The 14,393-nt window shown below is 74.5% G+C and carries 15 protein-coding genes; 1 reads left to right on the top strand and 14 read right to left on the bottom strand.

The genetic code is table 11. The features are described 5' to 3' along the window. Window positions 1-70 precede the first annotated feature (70 nt). From Ae331Ps2_RS02270 to paaA, 12 genes are all read right to left on the bottom strand, one after another. Window positions 71-1,276: an alpha-amylase family glycosyl hydrolase gene (locus Ae331Ps2_RS02270; RefSeq protein ID WP_075311044.1), complete on the bottom strand. Its 1,206-nt coding sequence runs from the start codon at window positions 1,274-1,276 to the stop codon at window positions 71-73. Between the two features lie 10 nt (window positions 1,277-1,286). Next, window positions 1,287-2,465 carry a CaiB/BaiF CoA-transferase family protein gene (locus Ae331Ps2_RS02265; protein WP_075311046.1) on the bottom strand — a complete coding sequence of 393 codons (1,179 nt, stop codon included), beginning with the start codon at window positions 2,463-2,465 and terminating at the stop codon, window positions 1,287-1,289. Window positions 2,466-2,561: 96 nt separating this feature from the next. Then, on the bottom strand, window positions 2,562-3,164 hold the full coding sequence (locus tag Ae331Ps2_RS02260; RefSeq protein WP_075311048.1) for a phosphoribosylanthranilate isomerase: 603 nt from the start codon (window positions 3,162-3,164) through the stop codon (window positions 2,562-2,564). Window positions 3,165-3,228: 64 nt separating this feature from the next. Then, a complete protein-coding gene (locus tag Ae331Ps2_RS02255) occupies window positions 3,229-4,161 on the bottom strand; it encodes a PDR/VanB family oxidoreductase (protein WP_075312966.1) in 933 nt (310 codons plus the stop codon). A 221-nt stretch (window positions 4,162-4,382) separates the two neighbouring features. Further along, entirely contained in the window at window positions 4,383-5,435 is a 1,053-nt protein-coding gene (locus tag Ae331Ps2_RS02250) for an aromatic ring-hydroxylating dioxygenase subunit alpha (protein ID WP_075311050.1), read from the bottom strand. After that, the gene (locus Ae331Ps2_RS02245) at window positions 5,432-6,775 is read right to left on the bottom strand and encodes an MFS transporter (RefSeq protein WP_075311052.1); all 1,344 of its coding nucleotides are present in this window, start codon (window positions 6,773-6,775) and stop codon (window positions 5,432-5,434) included. The genes Ae331Ps2_RS02250 and Ae331Ps2_RS02245 overlap by 4 nt, the downstream gene beginning before the upstream one ends. Before the next feature lie 94 nt (window positions 6,776-6,869). Further along, window positions 6,870-7,646, bottom strand: coding sequence for an IclR family transcriptional regulator (locus Ae331Ps2_RS02240; protein ID WP_075311054.1), 777 nt, complete (start codon window positions 7,644-7,646; stop codon window positions 6,870-6,872). A gap of 24 nt (window positions 7,647-7,670) precedes the next feature. After that, window positions 7,671-8,840, bottom strand: a complete 1,170-nt coding sequence (gene paaE, locus Ae331Ps2_RS02235; protein WP_083695149.1) for a 1,2-phenylacetyl-CoA epoxidase subunit PaaE — start codon at window positions 8,838-8,840, stop codon at window positions 7,671-7,673. A gap of 82 nt (window positions 8,841-8,922) precedes the next feature. Continuing rightward, a complete protein-coding gene (gene paaD / locus Ae331Ps2_RS02230) occupies window positions 8,923-9,444 on the bottom strand; it encodes a 1,2-phenylacetyl-CoA epoxidase subunit PaaD (RefSeq protein ID WP_371335778.1) in 522 nt (173 codons plus the stop codon). A gap of 5 nt (window positions 9,445-9,449) precedes the next feature. Then, entirely contained in the window at window positions 9,450-10,328 is an 879-nt protein-coding gene (gene paaC / locus Ae331Ps2_RS02225) for a 1,2-phenylacetyl-CoA epoxidase subunit PaaC (RefSeq protein ID WP_075311056.1), read from the bottom strand. Then, window positions 10,325-10,678, bottom strand: a complete 354-nt coding sequence (gene paaB / locus Ae331Ps2_RS02220) for a 1,2-phenylacetyl-CoA epoxidase subunit PaaB (RefSeq protein WP_226360549.1) — start codon at window positions 10,676-10,678, stop codon at window positions 10,325-10,327. Before paaB ends, paaC begins: the two co-directional genes overlap by 4 nt. A gap of 77 nt (window positions 10,679-10,755) precedes the next feature. Next, window positions 10,756-11,703, bottom strand: a complete 948-nt coding sequence (gene paaA, locus Ae331Ps2_RS02215) for a 1,2-phenylacetyl-CoA epoxidase subunit PaaA (protein WP_075311060.1) — start codon at window positions 11,701-11,703, stop codon at window positions 10,756-10,758. Between the two features lie 162 nt (window positions 11,704-11,865). On the opposite strand from paaA, the gene Ae331Ps2_RS02210 reads away from it, so the two are divergent. Then, window positions 11,866-12,813: a DUF559 domain-containing protein gene (locus Ae331Ps2_RS02210; protein WP_075311062.1), complete on the top strand. Its 948-nt coding sequence runs from the start codon at window positions 11,866-11,868 to the stop codon at window positions 12,811-12,813. Window positions 12,814-12,826: 13 nt separating this feature from the next. Here Ae331Ps2_RS02210 and Ae331Ps2_RS02205 read toward each other — a convergent pair whose 3' ends face one another. Then, on the bottom strand, window positions 12,827-13,423 hold the full coding sequence (locus tag Ae331Ps2_RS02205; RefSeq protein ID WP_075311064.1) for a TetR/AcrR family transcriptional regulator: 597 nt from the start codon (window positions 13,421-13,423) through the stop codon (window positions 12,827-12,829). Beyond that, window positions 13,420-14,238 (bottom strand): enoyl-CoA hydratase/isomerase family protein, encoded by an 819-nt coding sequence (locus Ae331Ps2_RS02200; protein WP_020622258.1) that lies wholly within the window; start codon window positions 14,236-14,238, stop codon window positions 13,420-13,422. Before Ae331Ps2_RS02200 ends, Ae331Ps2_RS02205 begins: the two co-directional genes overlap by 4 nt. Between the last annotated feature and the right edge of the window lie 155 nt (window positions 14,239-14,393).

The raw sequence follows: 14,393 nt of genomic DNA, 5'->3' as shown, positions 1-14,393 counted from the left end.
GTCGCGGTGCTGCGAGTGGCGGGCGGCTCGGCCGGAAGGATCAGCGGCGATCCGCCGGTTGCCGAGGTGGTCAGGCGTCCTGGACGTCCCAGGTGCCCGCGGCGTAGTCGAGGGTGACCCGCAGCGCTCCGCCGTCCCCGTGGCCGCCGTCGCCGTGACTGACGTAGACGAGCCGGTCGTCGGTGGCCTCGGCCACCTCGGTCCGCGCGTCGTACAGCCAGGGATGGCGCCGGCGTAGCCCGATCAGCTCCTGGTGCACCGCGAGGACGTGCGGGTCGGCGCCGTCGGGGAACGACCCGTCGGCGGGGAACTCGGGGCGGACCGCGTCGTCGCCGCCTGCCCGCTCCTCCTTGACCCCGGTCAGGCCGAGCTCGTCGCCGGCGTAGACCGAGGGGGTGCCGCCGACGGTGCACAGCACGGCCACGGCCAGCTCGATGTGGCGGCGGTCGTGCAGCTGCGACGCGAGCCGGGTGACGTCGTGGTTGCCGAGGAAGGTGTTCGGCACCGCGGCGGCGACGAACCGGTCGTGGCGCTGCAGCGCCCACGCCAGCTCGTGCGGGTTGCCGTCGTTGAGGCTCGACCAGACCGCCTTCCACAGCTCGTACTGGGTGAGCGCGTCGATCGTGGTGGCGGCGGTGACCGCGTCGTGCTCGCCGTGGATGACCTCGCCGAGGAACCAGGCGCCCGGGTGGCGTGCGCGGACGCGGGGGAGGACGTCGGCCCAGAAGTCGTCGGGGACGGTGTACGCGGCGTCGAGCCGCCACCCGTCGGCGCCGCGGTCGAGCCAGTGGCAGAGCACGTCCACGACGTGGTCGCGCACCGCGGGGTTGTCGTGGTCGAGGGTGTGCAGGCCGGGGTGGCCCTCGAAGACGGCGATCTCCCCGTCGTCGGTGTGCCGGAACCAGGCGTCGTCCGGCCCGCCGGGGTCGGCGCGGGCGGCGAGCAGCCTGGGGTGCTCGGGCCCGACGTGGTTGAAGACGCCGTCGAGCAGGATCCGCAGGCCGCGCCCCTTCGCCTCGGCGACGAGCGCGTCGAAGTCGGCGCCCGAGCCCAGGCGCGGGTCGATCCGCAGGTGGTCGGTGGTGTCGTAGCCGTGGGTGGCCGAGGCGAACACCGGGCCGAGCAGCAGTCCGTTCGCCCCCAGCGCGACCGCGTGGTCGAGCCAGCCGATGATCCGCCGCAGCGAGTGGTCCGCCCCGTCGCCACGGTCGGGGTGGGCCCCGGTGAACCCCAGCGGGTACACGTGCCACCAGATCGCGTGCCGTACCCAGTCCATCCGCGCGACCCTAGCCGTCGGACGGTTCCTCGGCCCGGTGCCCGTCGAGCCAGGCGAGGACGGCCTCGGTGTGCTCGCCGACGGCCGGGACCGGGTCCATCCGCGCCCGCCGCCCGGCGACGGTGATCGGCGGCTGCAGCGCCCGCAGCGGCCCGACCGGGCTGTCGACCTCGGTCCACCGGTCCCGCGCGGCGAGCTGCGGGTGCTCCAGCACCTCGCCGACCTCCCGCTGCCGGGCGTGCGCGATCCGCGCCGCCACCAGCCGCGCGACGAGCTCGTCGCCGGTCAGGCCGGTCAGCACGGTGTCGATCTCGGCGTGCAGGGCGGGGCGGTTCTCCACCCGGGCCCGGCCACTGGAGAACCGCGGGTCGGTCGCGACCTCCGGGCGGCGCAGCACGACCTCGCAGAACGTCACCCACTCGCGCTCGTTCTGGATCGACAGGACGACGTCGGTGCCGTCACCGGCGGAGAACGTGCCGTACGGAGCGATCGCGGCGTGGCTGGTGCCGGTCCGCCGCAGGGCGGTGCCGCCGTAGCCGGCGTAGTAGAGCGGGTAGCCCATCCACTCCACCAGCGAGTCGAACAGGCTGACCTCCAGGTCGGTGCCCAGCCCGGTGCGTTCCCGCTCGTAGAGCGCGGACAGGATGCCGGAGAACGCGTACATGCCGGCGCCGATGTCGGCGGCCGGGATGCCGCTCTTGGCGGGGGCGTCCTCGGTGCCGGTGATCGAGACGAGCCCCGCCTCGGACTGGATGAGCAGGTCGTAGGCCTTCGCGTCGCGGTACGGGCCGGAGCTTCCGTAGCCGGAGATCGAGCAGGTCACCAGCCGGGGGTACCGCTCGCGCAGGGCGGCGGCGCCGAGCCCGAGCCGCTCGGCGGCACCCGGGGCGAAGTTCTGCACGAACACGTCGGCCCGCTCCAGCAGCCGCAGCATCGTGGCGCGTCCGTCGTCGGACTTCAGGTCGAGGGTGACAGACTCCTTGGACCGGTTGAGCCACACGAAGTGGCTGGACATGCCGTGGACGGTCTCGTCGTAGTCGCGGGCGAAGTCGCCGGAGCCCTCGCGTTCGATCTTGATGACGCGAGCGCCGAGGTCGGCGAGGTGCCGGGTCGCCAGCGGCGCGGCGACGGCCTGCTCGCAGGAGACGACGAGCAGGCCCTCCAGGGGGAGCTGTGCGTCCGTGGCCATGACGGCTCCTCGGCGTCGAGACGATGCCTGGTCCCCCGGATCATGCACGACCCCGACCGACGACGCCCCGCCCGGCCGTCGTGGGCCCGGCCGGGGTCAGCCGGCGTCGCGGGCGGCGGCGACGAAGTCGCGGATGCGCCCGTGGTCCTTCACCCCGCGGGCGGACTCGACGCCGCTGGAGACGTCGACGCCCCAGGGCCGCACCCGGCGCACCGCCTCACCGACCGTGCCGGGGTCCAGACCGCCCGCGAGCAGCCAGCGCCCGTCCGGCTTCGGGTCGAGTGCCTCGGCGTCCCAGCGCTCGCCGGACCCGGCGACGGGGGAGTCGAGCAGCAGGACCTCCTCGCCGTGCAGGCCGACGGTGAGGTCCGGGTCGTCCGTCAGCGAGGTGGCCCGCCACAGGGTCACCGGGTGCCGCCCGGCGACGGCGAAGTCCCCGGCGGTGTAGCGGCCGTGCAGCTGCAGCACGTCGGCGCCGGCGCCGGCGGTCACCGCGGCGGCCTCGCCCGCGGGCAGGTCGGCGACCACGACCACCGACCGCACCCCGTCCGGCACCCGCGCGACGAGCGCGGCCAGCCCGGCCGGGTCGACGTGGCGGGGGCTCGGCGGGTACACGACGAACCCGACCGCGTCGGCGCCGGCGGCCACGGCCGCGTCGACGTCGGCCGGGGTGGACAACCCGCACACCTTCACGAACACGGGGTCGACCCTACGTGGCGCGGCCGCGCCGCCCGGCGCGCCGGGAAGGAGGCCGGCGGATCGGCTACAGGTCCAGCACGAGCCGCGGGGACCGCGAGCGGGACACGCAGACCATCATCACCTCGCCCGCGGCGCGCTCGTCGTCGGAGAGCAGCGAGTCTCGGTGGTCGGGTTCGCCGCCCAGCACCCCGGTCTCGCAGGTGCCGCAGGTGCCCTCCCGGCACGAGGACAGCATCGTGATCCCGGCGCCCTCGAGCGCGTCGAGGATCGAGCAGCCGGCCGGGACCTCGACCACCCGGCCGGACCCGGCGAGCTCCACCTCGAACCCGTCCTGCGGCCCGTCGAGCGCGCCGTCGGCGGGGGCGAACCGTTCGAGGTGGACGTCGAGGCCGAGCCGGTCGCCGAGCTCGGAGACGGCGTCGAGCAGGCCGCCGGGACCGCAGCAGTAGACCGGCCGGTCCCCGGCCGCCCCGAGCACGGCGGCGAGGTCGGGCGGCCCGTCCTCGTCCTGCGGCACCAGGACCACGCGGTCGGGGTACCGCTCGGCGAGCTCGGTGAAGGCCATCGACGCCCGGGCGCGGCCGCCGTAGACGAGCCGCCAGTCCGCGCCCGCGGCCTGTGCCGCCGCGACCATCGGGACGATCGGGGTGATCCCGATGCCCCCGGCGACGAACAGGTAGCCGGGCGCGTCGACGAGCCCGAAGTGGTTGCGGGGGCCGTCCACGTCGACGGTGTCGCCCTCGGCGAGGACGTCGTGGACGTACGCGGACCCGCCGCGGCCGTCGGCCTCCCGCAGCACCGCGACCCGGTAGACCGACCGTTCCCCGGGGTCGCCGCAGAGCGAGTACTGCCGGACCAGGTCCGGCCCGGTCCGCAGGTCGATGTGCGCGCCCGGTTCCCAGGCCGGCAGGTCCGCGCCGGACGGGTCGCGCAGGGTCAGCAGCACCACGCCGTCGGCGGCGGCCTCCTTCTTCTCCACCACGAGAGGGGTGCTCATCGCGTCGCTCCTTCCAGCTCCCCGCCGGGCGGACGGCGGCTCGGGCAGCGGGTGGTGGCCGTCGGGGTGGGCGAGCAGCCACTCCCACAGCGGGACGGGGTCGTCGAAGACGCGTTCGGCGCCGCAGTGGCACACCGCGCGTTGCAGGTCGGTGCCCAGCACCCAGTGGATGCGCTGCACCCGGCGCCCGTGCAGCACCGGGGGCGCCTCGGGGATGTCGCTCACCGGACGGTCGCCGCCTGCGGTGCCGAGGCCATCCTGGCCAGCATCCGGCGGGCGGCGAGCCCGCCGGTGTCGATGTTGACCGACAGCTCCTGGTAGCCGGGCGGCTCGGTCGCGACGACCTTCTCCAGGACGTCGAGGGCCTCGACGTCCTGCAGCACCACGGTGCGGTTCTGCTCGGCCAGGAACGCCGAGACCTCGACGTCGTCCTGGGCGAAGTCGCCCGCGACCATCCAGAAGTCGTGCGTGGAGTGCTCGGTCTCCGGCGTGATCGCGTAGACGACCTCGACGTGGAAGGCGTCCGGGTCGGTGCCGTCCGGGTTCGGGACGGAGCCGACCGGCGCGATCCGGGAGTGCAGCTTGTACAGGCACGGCGGGGTGTACTCGATGTCCTGCCAGCGCGAGATCCGCCCGGACAGGCCGGTGGAGCGCTCGTAGAACGGCGGGCACTCGGCGTCGGCCATGTGCCGGGAGACGTGGACGATGCCAGCGTCCTCGTCCACCTCGGTCGAGATCGGGGTGGCCGCGACCTCGGGGGTGCCGATGTAGCCGCCGTGCAGGTAGGTCTCGTGCGACAGGTCGAGCAGGTTGTCCACCAGCAGCGAGAACCGCGCCGCGAGGGGCTCCATGCCGCGCACCGTCGTCCACGCGTCGTCGTCGAGGTAGGTCGCGCGCGGGATGCGGGTCGCGTCGGCGCGCTCCGGGGCCCCGATCCAGACCCAGATCAGCGAGTCCTGTTCGACGACCGGGTAGGCCGCCAGGCGGGCCGTGCGCGGCACCCGCTTCTGGCCCGGCACCGCGACGCACGCGCCGTCGGCGCCGTAGGTGAAGCCGTGGTAGCCGCAGACGACGGTGTCGCCGACGAGCCGGCTCGGGGACTGGGACAGCGGGAACCGGCGGTGCACGCAGCGGTCGGCGTGCGCGGTGACCTGGCCGGCCTCGGTGCGCCAGAACAGGATCGGCTCGTCGCAGATCGTGCGGCCGAACAGCTCGCGCCCGATCTCGGCGGAGTAGGCGGCGACGTACCACTGGTCGCGGGGGATCGAGCTCATGCGGGGACTCCCTGGGTGGTGGGGGCGCCGGATCGGCGGAGCAGCAGGACGAGGACGGCCGCGCCGACGAACACCGCGGCGAAGAGCAGGTAGAGCGACTGCGGGGTGGCGCCGCCGTCGAGCAGCGCCCCGGCCAGGGTCGGCGCGAGGATCGCCCCGGACCGGCCGACGGCGAGTGCGGTGCCGACGCCGGTGGTGCGCACGTCGGCGCCGTAGGAGGTCGGGGCCATCGCGTACAGCCCGGCGACGCAGCCGTTGACGAACAGCCCGACCAGCGCGGCGACGACGAACGCCACCGCGAGCGAGGAGGTGCTGGCGATGAACACGGCGAGCAGCACCGCGGTGGCCAGCAGGTACCCGGCGAGCACGTGCCGCAGCGCGAACCGGGCGGCGAGCAGGCCGAGCCCGGCGGCGCCGAAGATGCCGCCGACGTTGAGCAGGGTGCCGCCCGCGATGCCCGCGTCCGGGGAGAGCCCGGCCTCGACGAGCAGCGTCGGCGTCCAGCTGGTGACGAAGTAGAACCCGGCCATCACGCAGAAGAAGCTGATCCAGAGCAGCACCGTGGTGCGGCGCAGCGCCGGGCGCAGCAGCGCGCCGTACCCGGCCGCGACACCGGTGCGCGCCGGAGCGTCCCCGGGGAGCGCGGGCAGCGCCGCGTGCCCCATCCGGGCCAGCAGCGCGTTGACCCGCTCCAGCGCCCCGGCCGGGCGACGCACGAGCAGGAAGTCCAGCGACTCCGGCAGCCGCCACCAGACCAGCGGGACCGCCGCCAGGGTGGCCAGGCCACCGACGAGGAACACCGACCGCCAGCCGAGCTGCCCGATCAGCGTGGCGGCGAGCACGCCGCCGAGGACGGCCCCGATCGCGTAGCCGGTGGAGTTCAGGCTGACCGCGAGCCCCCGCCAGCGGGCCGAGGCGTACTCGGCGGCGACGACGTTGCTGGTGGCGAGGATGCCGCCGACACCGAGCCCGGTGACCAGCCGCAGCGCGCCGAGCTGACCGGGGGACTGCGCCGCGGACGAGGCCAGCATCGCCAGCCCCGCGACGACCAGGCAGCCCAGCACGATCGGCCGTCGCCCGATGCGGTCGGCCCACGGTCCGATGAGGACCGAACCGGCGGCCATGCCGACCAGGCCAGCGGACAGGAGCAGGCCGAGCTGGCTGCCGGACAGGCCCCACTCGGTGGCGACCGAACGGCCGGTGAAGGCCATGACCAGGACGTCGAAGCCGTCCAGGACGTTGAGCAGGACGCACGCCGCGACCGCGCCCCACTGGTAGCGGGACATGGGGGCGTCGTCGAGCAGGCGGCGGACGGTGTCCGTCGCGGGTGGTGGGCGCATGGTGGACTCCGTCGTCTCCGCGCGGTGGTGGTGCAGCGAGGATGCGGGGCGACGGGGCGAGCGCCGTACGTGCCTTCCGGAGAATGGAAGGGTTTCAGGGCGTGGTGGTGCTGAGCGCGCGGCTGATCCCGGCGGCGGTCGTGCGCACCAGCGGGGCCAGCGCACGGGCGGGCACGCTGCCGTGCCGCACCACGAGCGAGACGGCCGCGACGACCTGGCCGCGGGCGTCGGAGACGGGGGCGCCGACCGACAGCGCGTCGTCGGTGACCTGCCGGTCGCTGACCGAGTGGCCGTCGCGGCGGACGTCGGCGAGCATGCGGCGCAGCCGCTGCGGGTCGGTCACGGTGAACGGGGTGTAGCGCTCGATCCGCCCGCCCAGCACCTCGTCCTGCAGCTCCGGCGGCGAGTGCGCGAGCAGCACCAGGCCGACCCCGGTCGCGGTGAGCGCGAAACGCCCCCCGACCCGGGTCTGCACCGGGACCGCGCCGGACCCGGCGAGCCGTTCGACGAACACCACCTCGGCGCCCTCGCGCACCGCGAGCTGCACGTTCTCCCGGGTGACCCGGGACAGGTCCTCCAGGAACGGCAGCGCCGTCTCGCGCAGTGCCTGCCCGCGCGGGGCGAGCGCGCCCAGCTCCCACACGCGCAGCCCGATCCGGTAGCGGCCCTGCTCGTCACGCTCCAGCGCACCCCACGCCGCCAGGTCGGCGACGAGCCGGTGGGCCGTCGACAGCGGGACGTCGGCGTGCCGGGCGAGGTCGCTGAGCGACAGCGCGGCCCGGTCGGGGCCGAACGCGTCGAGCAGGCCGAGCGCGCGCACCACGACCGACCCGGTCGGTCCCACCGGGTGGCCGCGACGCGACGTGGTCATGCCCGCCAGTATCAGGCGTCGTGGTCAGGCGTCGTAGTCGACCGTGGCGGTCCCCGTCACCGGGCGGGACTGGCAGGTGAGGACGAACCCGGCGGCGACCTCCTCGGGCTCCAGCGCGTAGTTGCGCCGCATGGTCACCTCGCCGTCGGTCACCTTCGCCCGGCAGGTCCCGCACACCCCGCCCTTGCAGGCGAACGGCAGGTCTCCGCGGACCTGCTGCGCGGCGTCGAGGACGTACGCCCCGGCCGGGACGGCCAGCGTCGTCGACCGTCCGTTCAGGACGACCGTGACCTGCGCGCCGTCGCCGTCCGGCTCGGGCTCGTGGCGGTCGACCTCCGGCGGCGGCTCGTCGACGTAGAACAGCTCGCGGTGCACCCGGCGCCGCTCGACACCCAGCTCGCCGAGCACCGCGACCGCGGCCTCGGTCATCCCGAGCGGGCCGCACAACCACCAGTCGTCGACGTCGCCGGTGTCGACCAGCGCGGTGAACAGCAGCCGCAGCCGGTCGGCGTCGAGCCTGCCGTTGACGATCTCGGCCTCGGTGGGCTCGCGGGACAGCACGTGGAGCAGGTGCAGCCGCGGGCCGTAGCGGTTCTTCAGGTCGGCGATCTCCTCGGTGAACATCACCGTGTCGGTCCGCCGGTTGCCGTAGACGAGGGTGACGCGGGTGTCGTCGTGCGCGGCCAGCAGCGACGCCGCGATCGACAGCACCGGGGTGATCCCGGACCCCGCGGCGACGAGGCCGTGGTGCGTGCCCGCCGTCAGCTCCGGGGTGAACGACCCGGCGGGCGGGCCGACCTCGACGACGTCGCCCGGGGTCACCTCGTCGACCAGCCACGCGGAGAACAGGCCGCCGTCGACCCGGCGGACCCCCACCCGCGGCGCGGTCCCGGCGGCCGAGCAGATGGAGTACGACCGGCGCTCCTCGCCGTCGGCGGTGACCTTCCGCAGGGTCAGGTACTGGCCGGGCCGGAAGTCGTAGTGCGCGCGCAGGTCGTCGGGCACGTCGAAGGTGACGGCGACGGCGTCGTCGCACAGCCGGTCCACCTCGGTCACCACGAGCCGGTGGAAGCCGACGGGCAGCGCGTCGTCCCCGGCCAGCAGGGCCTCGATCTCGTCGTCCAGAGCGAGCGTCGTCCTGCCGTACGCCTGGTTGGCCCGGGCCTGCCACGCCGCCGCGCGCCGCTCGCTCATCAGTTCTCCTCGCCGGTTCGGTCGATCACCGGGCACGCTCCGCTCCTCGCTCGCCAGGGCTCGCCGCGATGCTCACGCACCCTCAGATCTCCTTCATGTGCTCGAACGGCTCACGGCAGGTCGTGCACCGACGCAGCGCGGTGCACGCGGTCGGGCCGAAGCGCGACAGCTCCTCGGTCGCCCGCGACCCGCACTGCGGGCAGGGCACGACCGTCGACGGCGCGTCCAGCGTCAGCGGGATCGGCCCGGTGGTGCGCGGGGCGCTCCCGGGCGGTGCGACGCCGGCCTCGGCGAGCTTGCGACGACCGGCCCCGCTGATCCAGTCGGTGCTCCAGGCGGGGGAGAACACCGTCCGCACCTCGACGCCCGAGTACCCGGCCGCCGTGAGCGCGCCGCGGATGTCGGCCCGCATCTCCTCGATCGCCGGGCAGCCGGAGTAGGTCGGGGTGATCGTCACGGTCACCGTGCCATCCCGTTCGGAGACCGACCGGACCACCCCGAGGTCGTCGAGGGTGAGCATCGGCATCTCGGGGTCGACGACCCGGGCGACGACGTCGCGGGCACCGAGGTCCCGGTCGCTCAGGTCCCGGTCGCTCAGGTCCACCGTGGTCACCACGTCGCCCCCGGGTGTCTGCGCGCCAGGCTCTGCATCACCACGAGTGCGTGCTCCAGCTTCTCGGTGTGCAGCCCCTGCCGGCCGCCGCGGCCGCCGACCGTGCCGGTCGGCGGTACGTCCGGGCGGGTCAGCGTGGCCCGCTCCAGCACCTGCGCGAGCACGGTCTCGACCTCCTCGCGGGTGTCGGCGGGGTCGACCGCGACCCCGGCCGCGACCAGGCGCCGTTCCTGCTCGGTGGTGCGGAACAGCTCCTCGATGTGCGGCCACACCCACTCCAGCGCGTCCTGCATGCGGCGGTGGGACTCGCCGGTGCCGTCGCCGAGGCGCAGCGTCCAGCGGGCGGCGTGGTCACGGTGGTAGGTGACCTCCTTGACCCCCTTCGCGGCGACGGCGGCGACCACCGGGTCGGCCGAGCCCTGCAGCCGGTGCAGGAGCGCGAGGCGCCAGGTGGAGAACACCAGCAGCCGCGCGATGCACCGGGCGAAGTCCAGGTCGTCGGACGGTTCGACGAGCCCGACACAGCGGAACTCCTCGACCTCGCGCCAGTAGGCCAGCGCGTCCTCGTCGCGGCCGGTCAGGTGCCCGGCGCGCGAGAGCAGCACCCGGGCCTGACCGAGCAGGTCGAGCGCGGTGTTGGCGAGCGCGACCTCTTCCTCCAGCTCCGGGGCGTTCGAGACCCACTCGGTGAGCCGGTGCGACAGCACCAGCGCGTCGTCGCCGAGCATCAGGCAGTACGCGGCCAGGTCGGCGGGGTCGACGCCGTCCGGGACGGGCGCGACGATGTCGGCCTCGGAGTCCTCGAAGCCCGACCCGAACGCCCAGCGGGGGTCGTCGCCCTCTTCGGTCAGCGCGTCGTAGACGGAGCCGCTCACAGGTGCGGCACCTCCTCCGGGATCGCGTAGAACGTCGGGTGCCGGTAGACCTTGTCCCCGCTCGGGGCGAAGAACGGGTCCTTCTCGTCCGGACTGGACGCGGTGATCGCGTCCGCGCGGACCACCCAGATGCTCACGCCCTCGTTGCGACGGGTGTAGACGTCGCGGGCGTTGTGCAGGGCCATCTCGTCGTCGGGGGCGTGCAGCGACCCGACGTGCACGTGGTTGAGCCCGCGCTTGCCGCGGACGAACACCTCGTAGAGTGGCCAGGCGCGACGGCCCGGCCGCTCGCCCTGCCCGGTCTCGACGCCCGTCGTCGGGACGGCGCCGTGGCCGCCCTCGGCGCTCATGCTCGTTCCGCGTGCCTTGCTCTCGGTGTTCATGCTCGTTCCGCGTGCGCTGCTCTCGGTGCCCACGTCCTGCTCGCTCATGCCCGTGCCCCCTGCTTCTCGGCGTAGGCCCGGGCCGCCTCGCGCACCCACGCCCCGTTCTCGTGCGCCCGGCGGCGGTGGTCCAGCCGCTGCCGGTTCGCCGGTCCCGCCCCGGAGACGACGGCGGTGAACTCCGACCAGTCCGGCTCCCCGAAGTCGTGCGCCTGCCGCTGCTCGTTCCAGCGCAGGTCCGGGTCGGGCAGCGTCACGCCCAGCGCCGCCGCCTGCGGCACGGTCATGTCGACGAAGCGCTGGCGCAGCTCGTCGTTCGTGTGCCGCTTGATGCCCCACGCCATCGACTGGTGGGTGTTGGGGGAGTCGCCGTCGGCCGGGCCGAACATCATCAGCGACGGCCACCACCAGCGGTCCACGGCCTCCTGCACCATCCGCTTCTGCGCCTCGGTCCCCGCGGTCAGGGCGAGCAGCGACTCGTAGCCCTGGCGCTGGTGGAACGACTCCTCCTTGCAGATGCGGATCATCGCCCGGGCGTAGGGCCCGTAGGAGCAGCGGCACAGCGGCACCTGGTTCGCGATCGCCGCGCCGTCGACCAGCCACCCGATCACCCCGATGTCGGCCCAGGACAACGTCGGGTAGTTGAAGATCGAGCTGTACTTCTGCTTGGCGTCGATCAGCTTCTCGGTGAGCTCCTCGCGGTCGACGCCGAGCGTCTCGGCCGCCGCGTAGAGGTACATCCCGTGGCCGGCCTCGTCCTGCACCTTGGCCAGCAGGATCGCCCGGCGCCGCAGCGAGGGCGCACGCAGCAGCCAGTTGCCCTCCGGCTGCATCCCGATGATCTCCGAGTGCGCGTGCTGGGCGATCTGCCGGATCAACGTCCTGCGGTAGGCCTCGGGCATCCAGTCCCGCGGCTCGATCCGCTGGTCCGCCGCGATCGTCGCGTCGAACCGCTCCGCCAGCTCCGCCGGCGATGGCGCGGTGCTCGTCACTGGACACCTCCGTACCGAATGTTCGTTCGGCTACGAGTGTGGCCGATGCCGGATGGTCCCGCAACCCCGACGCCGGGCGTCGCGTTCCCGTGGTTCCGACCACACGAACGCGACACTCGACGACGAGTGGAACCGCAGCGCCCCTGGTGTCGTCCAAGACCCATGGATCTCACGAGGCCCTTCCACGGGGCGACGGCGGTCCGCGCCGGCCTGGTCACCCCCAACGAGCTGCGCGGCCCGCGCTTCCGGCGTCTGGTGCGGGGCGTCCACGTCCGCGCCGACGTGCCGGTGACCTACCTGCTGCGGTGCGAGGCGGTCGCGCTGACGGTCGGAGCGCTCGCCGCCACGGGGCGACCTCGGCCGGGCGACGCCCGTACCGCGCTCGCGGGCTGGGCGGCGGCGGAGGTGCACGACGCACGGTGCGCGCCGCAGGGCGTTCCGGTCGAGATCGTCGTACCGGGTGGCAACCGGCGGCTCGACGGCGTGCTGGTCCACCGTGGCCTGCTCGCGCCGGACGAGCTGGTGGCGGGGGTGCGGATCCCGGCCCCCGGTGGCCGGCGGCCCAGGTTCGTCCCCGGCCGGACGGTCATGGCCACCACCCCGCTGCGCACCGCCTTCGACCTGGCCCGCCGGGTGCCGCGCACGGAAGCGGTGATCGCCCTCGACGCGCTGGCCCGGGTCGGCGGTTTCGCCCCGGTCGCCGTGCTCGATCTCGCCGGGCGGTGTCCGGGAGCGCGGGGGATCCGGCGGCTTCCCGGCCTCGTCGCGCTGTCGGACCCGCTCGCCGGGTCCCCGATGGAGACCCGTGTCCGACTGGCGCTGCACGACGGCGGGCTGCCGCCACCGGTGCTGCAGCACCCCGTCGGCCCCTACCGGATCGACCTCTCCTTCCCGCGCGTACGACTCGGCATCGAGTACGACGGCGAGCACCATCGTGACCCGGCGCAGGCCCGGCGGGACCTGGAGCGGCAGCAGTACCTGTCCCGGGCGGGCTGGGTGATCCTGCGTCCCTCCGCTGCCGACGTCCTCCGGCACCCGGACCTGCTCGCACTCACCGTCCGGGCCCACCTCGAGCGTCGCGAATCCGTGGTCGTGGGCACCGGTTCGTGACGCTCGGCGGGTGTCAGGGGGCCGGGACGATGCCGCTGAAGGCGGCGCGGACGACGTCCTGCGGCAGGGTGGCGGTCCCGGGGCGGCCGGGGCGGTACCACTCGACGATCGAGTTGATCGTGCCGGACAGCAGTCGGGCGGCCAGGGCGGGATCGACGTCGGGGCGGACCTCGCCGGCGTCGACGGCCTCGCGGACCAGGGCCCGCACGGCCCCGTCGAACGCGCGGCGGCGTTCCAGCGCCCAGCGCTCGGTCTCGGTGTTGCCGCGCACCCGGAGCAGCAGGGTGACGTAGGGCAGCTCGGCCATGAGCACCCCGACCTGCGCGGCGACGATCGCCCGCAGCCGCTCGGCGGGGGAGCCGGCGCGGGCCTCGGGCAGGTCGAGCACCCCGAACAGCCCGTCGACGGCGCGTTCCAGCGCCGCGCGCAGCAGCGCCTCCTTGCCCGCGAAGTGGTGGTAGAACGACGACTTCGTGATCCCGGCGGCCCGCGAGAGGTCCTCCATCGACGTCGCGTCGTAGCCGCGGTCGATGAACTCGCCGACCGCGGTCTCGAGCAGCGCGTCGCGGCCCCCGCTCGGGCGCCGGGCCCGCTTGACCGGCGAGCTCATCGGCCCTCGAAGACGGGCTTCTTCTTCGCCAGGAAGTCGCTCACGGCCTGCTGGTGGTCGCGCGTGGTCGACAGCCGGATCTGGGCGTCGGCCTCGTACTCCAGGACGGCGGGGAGCTCGTTGACCGCGCCGAAGCGCAGCGCGCCCTTCACCTCGGCGTAGGCGCGGGTGGGGCCCGCCGCGAGGTGCCGCGCCAGGTCCAGTGCGGCCTCGAGGACCTTCTCGGCGGGCACGACGTCGCGCACCAGCCCCCAGTTGCGGGCGTCGGAGGCGGTGAACTGCTCGTTCAGCATCACCAGCTCGGTGGCCCGGGAGACCCCGACGGCGTGTGCGAGCGACGCCGCGAGCCCGCTGTCGGTGGACAGCCCGATGCCGGTGAACGCGGTCGCGAACTTCAGTCCGTCCGCGGCGATCCGCAGGTCGGCGGCCAGGGCGATGCCGAGCCCGGCGCCCACGCAGGGCCCGTTGATCGCGGCGACCACCGGCTTCGGTGCCTCGTTGAGCGCGCGGATCAGCGGGTTGTAGTGCCGGCGCACCGTGCCCAGGGCCCCGACCGGGTCGGCGTCGAGCGCCGCGGCGTGCTCGCCCAGGTCCTGCCCGACGCAGAACGCCTTCCCCGCGCCGGTCAGCACGATCGCGCGTACGGACTCGTCCCCGGCGACCTCGACGACCGCGGCGAGCAGGGCCTCCTTGAGCTCGACGGTGAGCGCGTTGTACTTCGCCGGTCGGTTGAGCGTGACCACCGCGACCGACGGGTCGGTCTCGTCGCGGGTCACGAGGACGGCGGGATCGGTGCCGGTGGCGGGGGAGGTCATCCGGTGAGCCTAACGGCCGACCGAACGATCGGTCTCCCTGTCCGGCGGGCGACGTCGGGAGGTGTCCCGCGCGTGCTGTCAGGCCCGTTGTCCGGGTGCCGTCGGACGCCCGGACGGACCCTGGTGCGGCTCCGTGGACCGGTGCTAGGTTCCCC

It is taken from the genome of Pseudonocardia sp. Ae331_Ps2 (assembly GCF_001932405.1).
Lineage (GTDB): Bacteria > Actinomycetota > Actinomycetes > Mycobacteriales > Pseudonocardiaceae > Pseudonocardia.
The sequence above is the reverse complement of the archived record's forward strand: the minus strand, read 5'-3'. Positions and strand labels throughout refer to the sequence as shown.

What these genes read in the sequence shown, in the direction of transcription:
- Ae331Ps2_RS02270 (WP_075311044.1), bottom strand. Translation starts at nt 1,276, where the DNA reads ATGGACTGGGTACGGCACGCGATCTGGTGGCACGTGTACCCGCTGGGG.
- Ae331Ps2_RS02265 (WP_075311046.1), bottom strand. Translation starts at nt 2,465, where the DNA reads ATGGCCACGGACGCACAGCTCCCCCTGGAGGGCCTGCTCGTCGTCTCC.
- Ae331Ps2_RS02255 (WP_075312966.1), bottom strand. Translation starts at nt 4,161, where the DNA reads ATGAGCACCCCTCTCGTGGTGGAGAAGAAGGAGGCCGCCGCCGACGGC.
- Ae331Ps2_RS02250 (WP_075311050.1), bottom strand. Translation starts at nt 5,435, where the DNA reads ATGAGCTCGATCCCCCGCGACCAGTGGTACGTCGCCGCCTACTCCGCC.
- Ae331Ps2_RS02245 (WP_075311052.1), bottom strand. Translation starts at nt 6,775, where the DNA reads ATGCGCCCACCACCCGCGACGGACACCGTCCGCCGCCTGCTCGACGAC.
- Ae331Ps2_RS02240 (WP_075311054.1), bottom strand. Translation starts at nt 7,646, where the DNA reads ATGACCACGTCGCGTCGCGGCCACCCGGTGGGACCGACCGGGTCGGTC.
- paaE (WP_083695149.1), bottom strand. Translation starts at nt 8,840, where the DNA reads ATGAGCGAGCGGCGCGCGGCGGCGTGGCAGGCCCGGGCCAACCAGGCG.
- paaB (WP_226360549.1), bottom strand. Translation starts at nt 10,678, where the DNA reads ATGAGCGCCGAGGGCGGCCACGGCGCCGTCCCGACGACGGGCGTCGAG.
- Ae331Ps2_RS02210 (WP_075311062.1), top strand. Translation starts at nt 11,866, where the DNA reads ATGGATCTCACGAGGCCCTTCCACGGGGCGACGGCGGTCCGCGCCGGC.
- Ae331Ps2_RS02205 (WP_075311064.1), bottom strand. Translation starts at nt 13,423, where the DNA reads ATGAGCTCGCCGGTCAAGCGGGCCCGGCGCCCGAGCGGGGGCCGCGAC.
- Ae331Ps2_RS02200 (WP_020622258.1), bottom strand. Translation starts at nt 14,238, where the DNA reads ATGACCTCCCCCGCCACCGGCACCGATCCCGCCGTCCTCGTGACCCGC.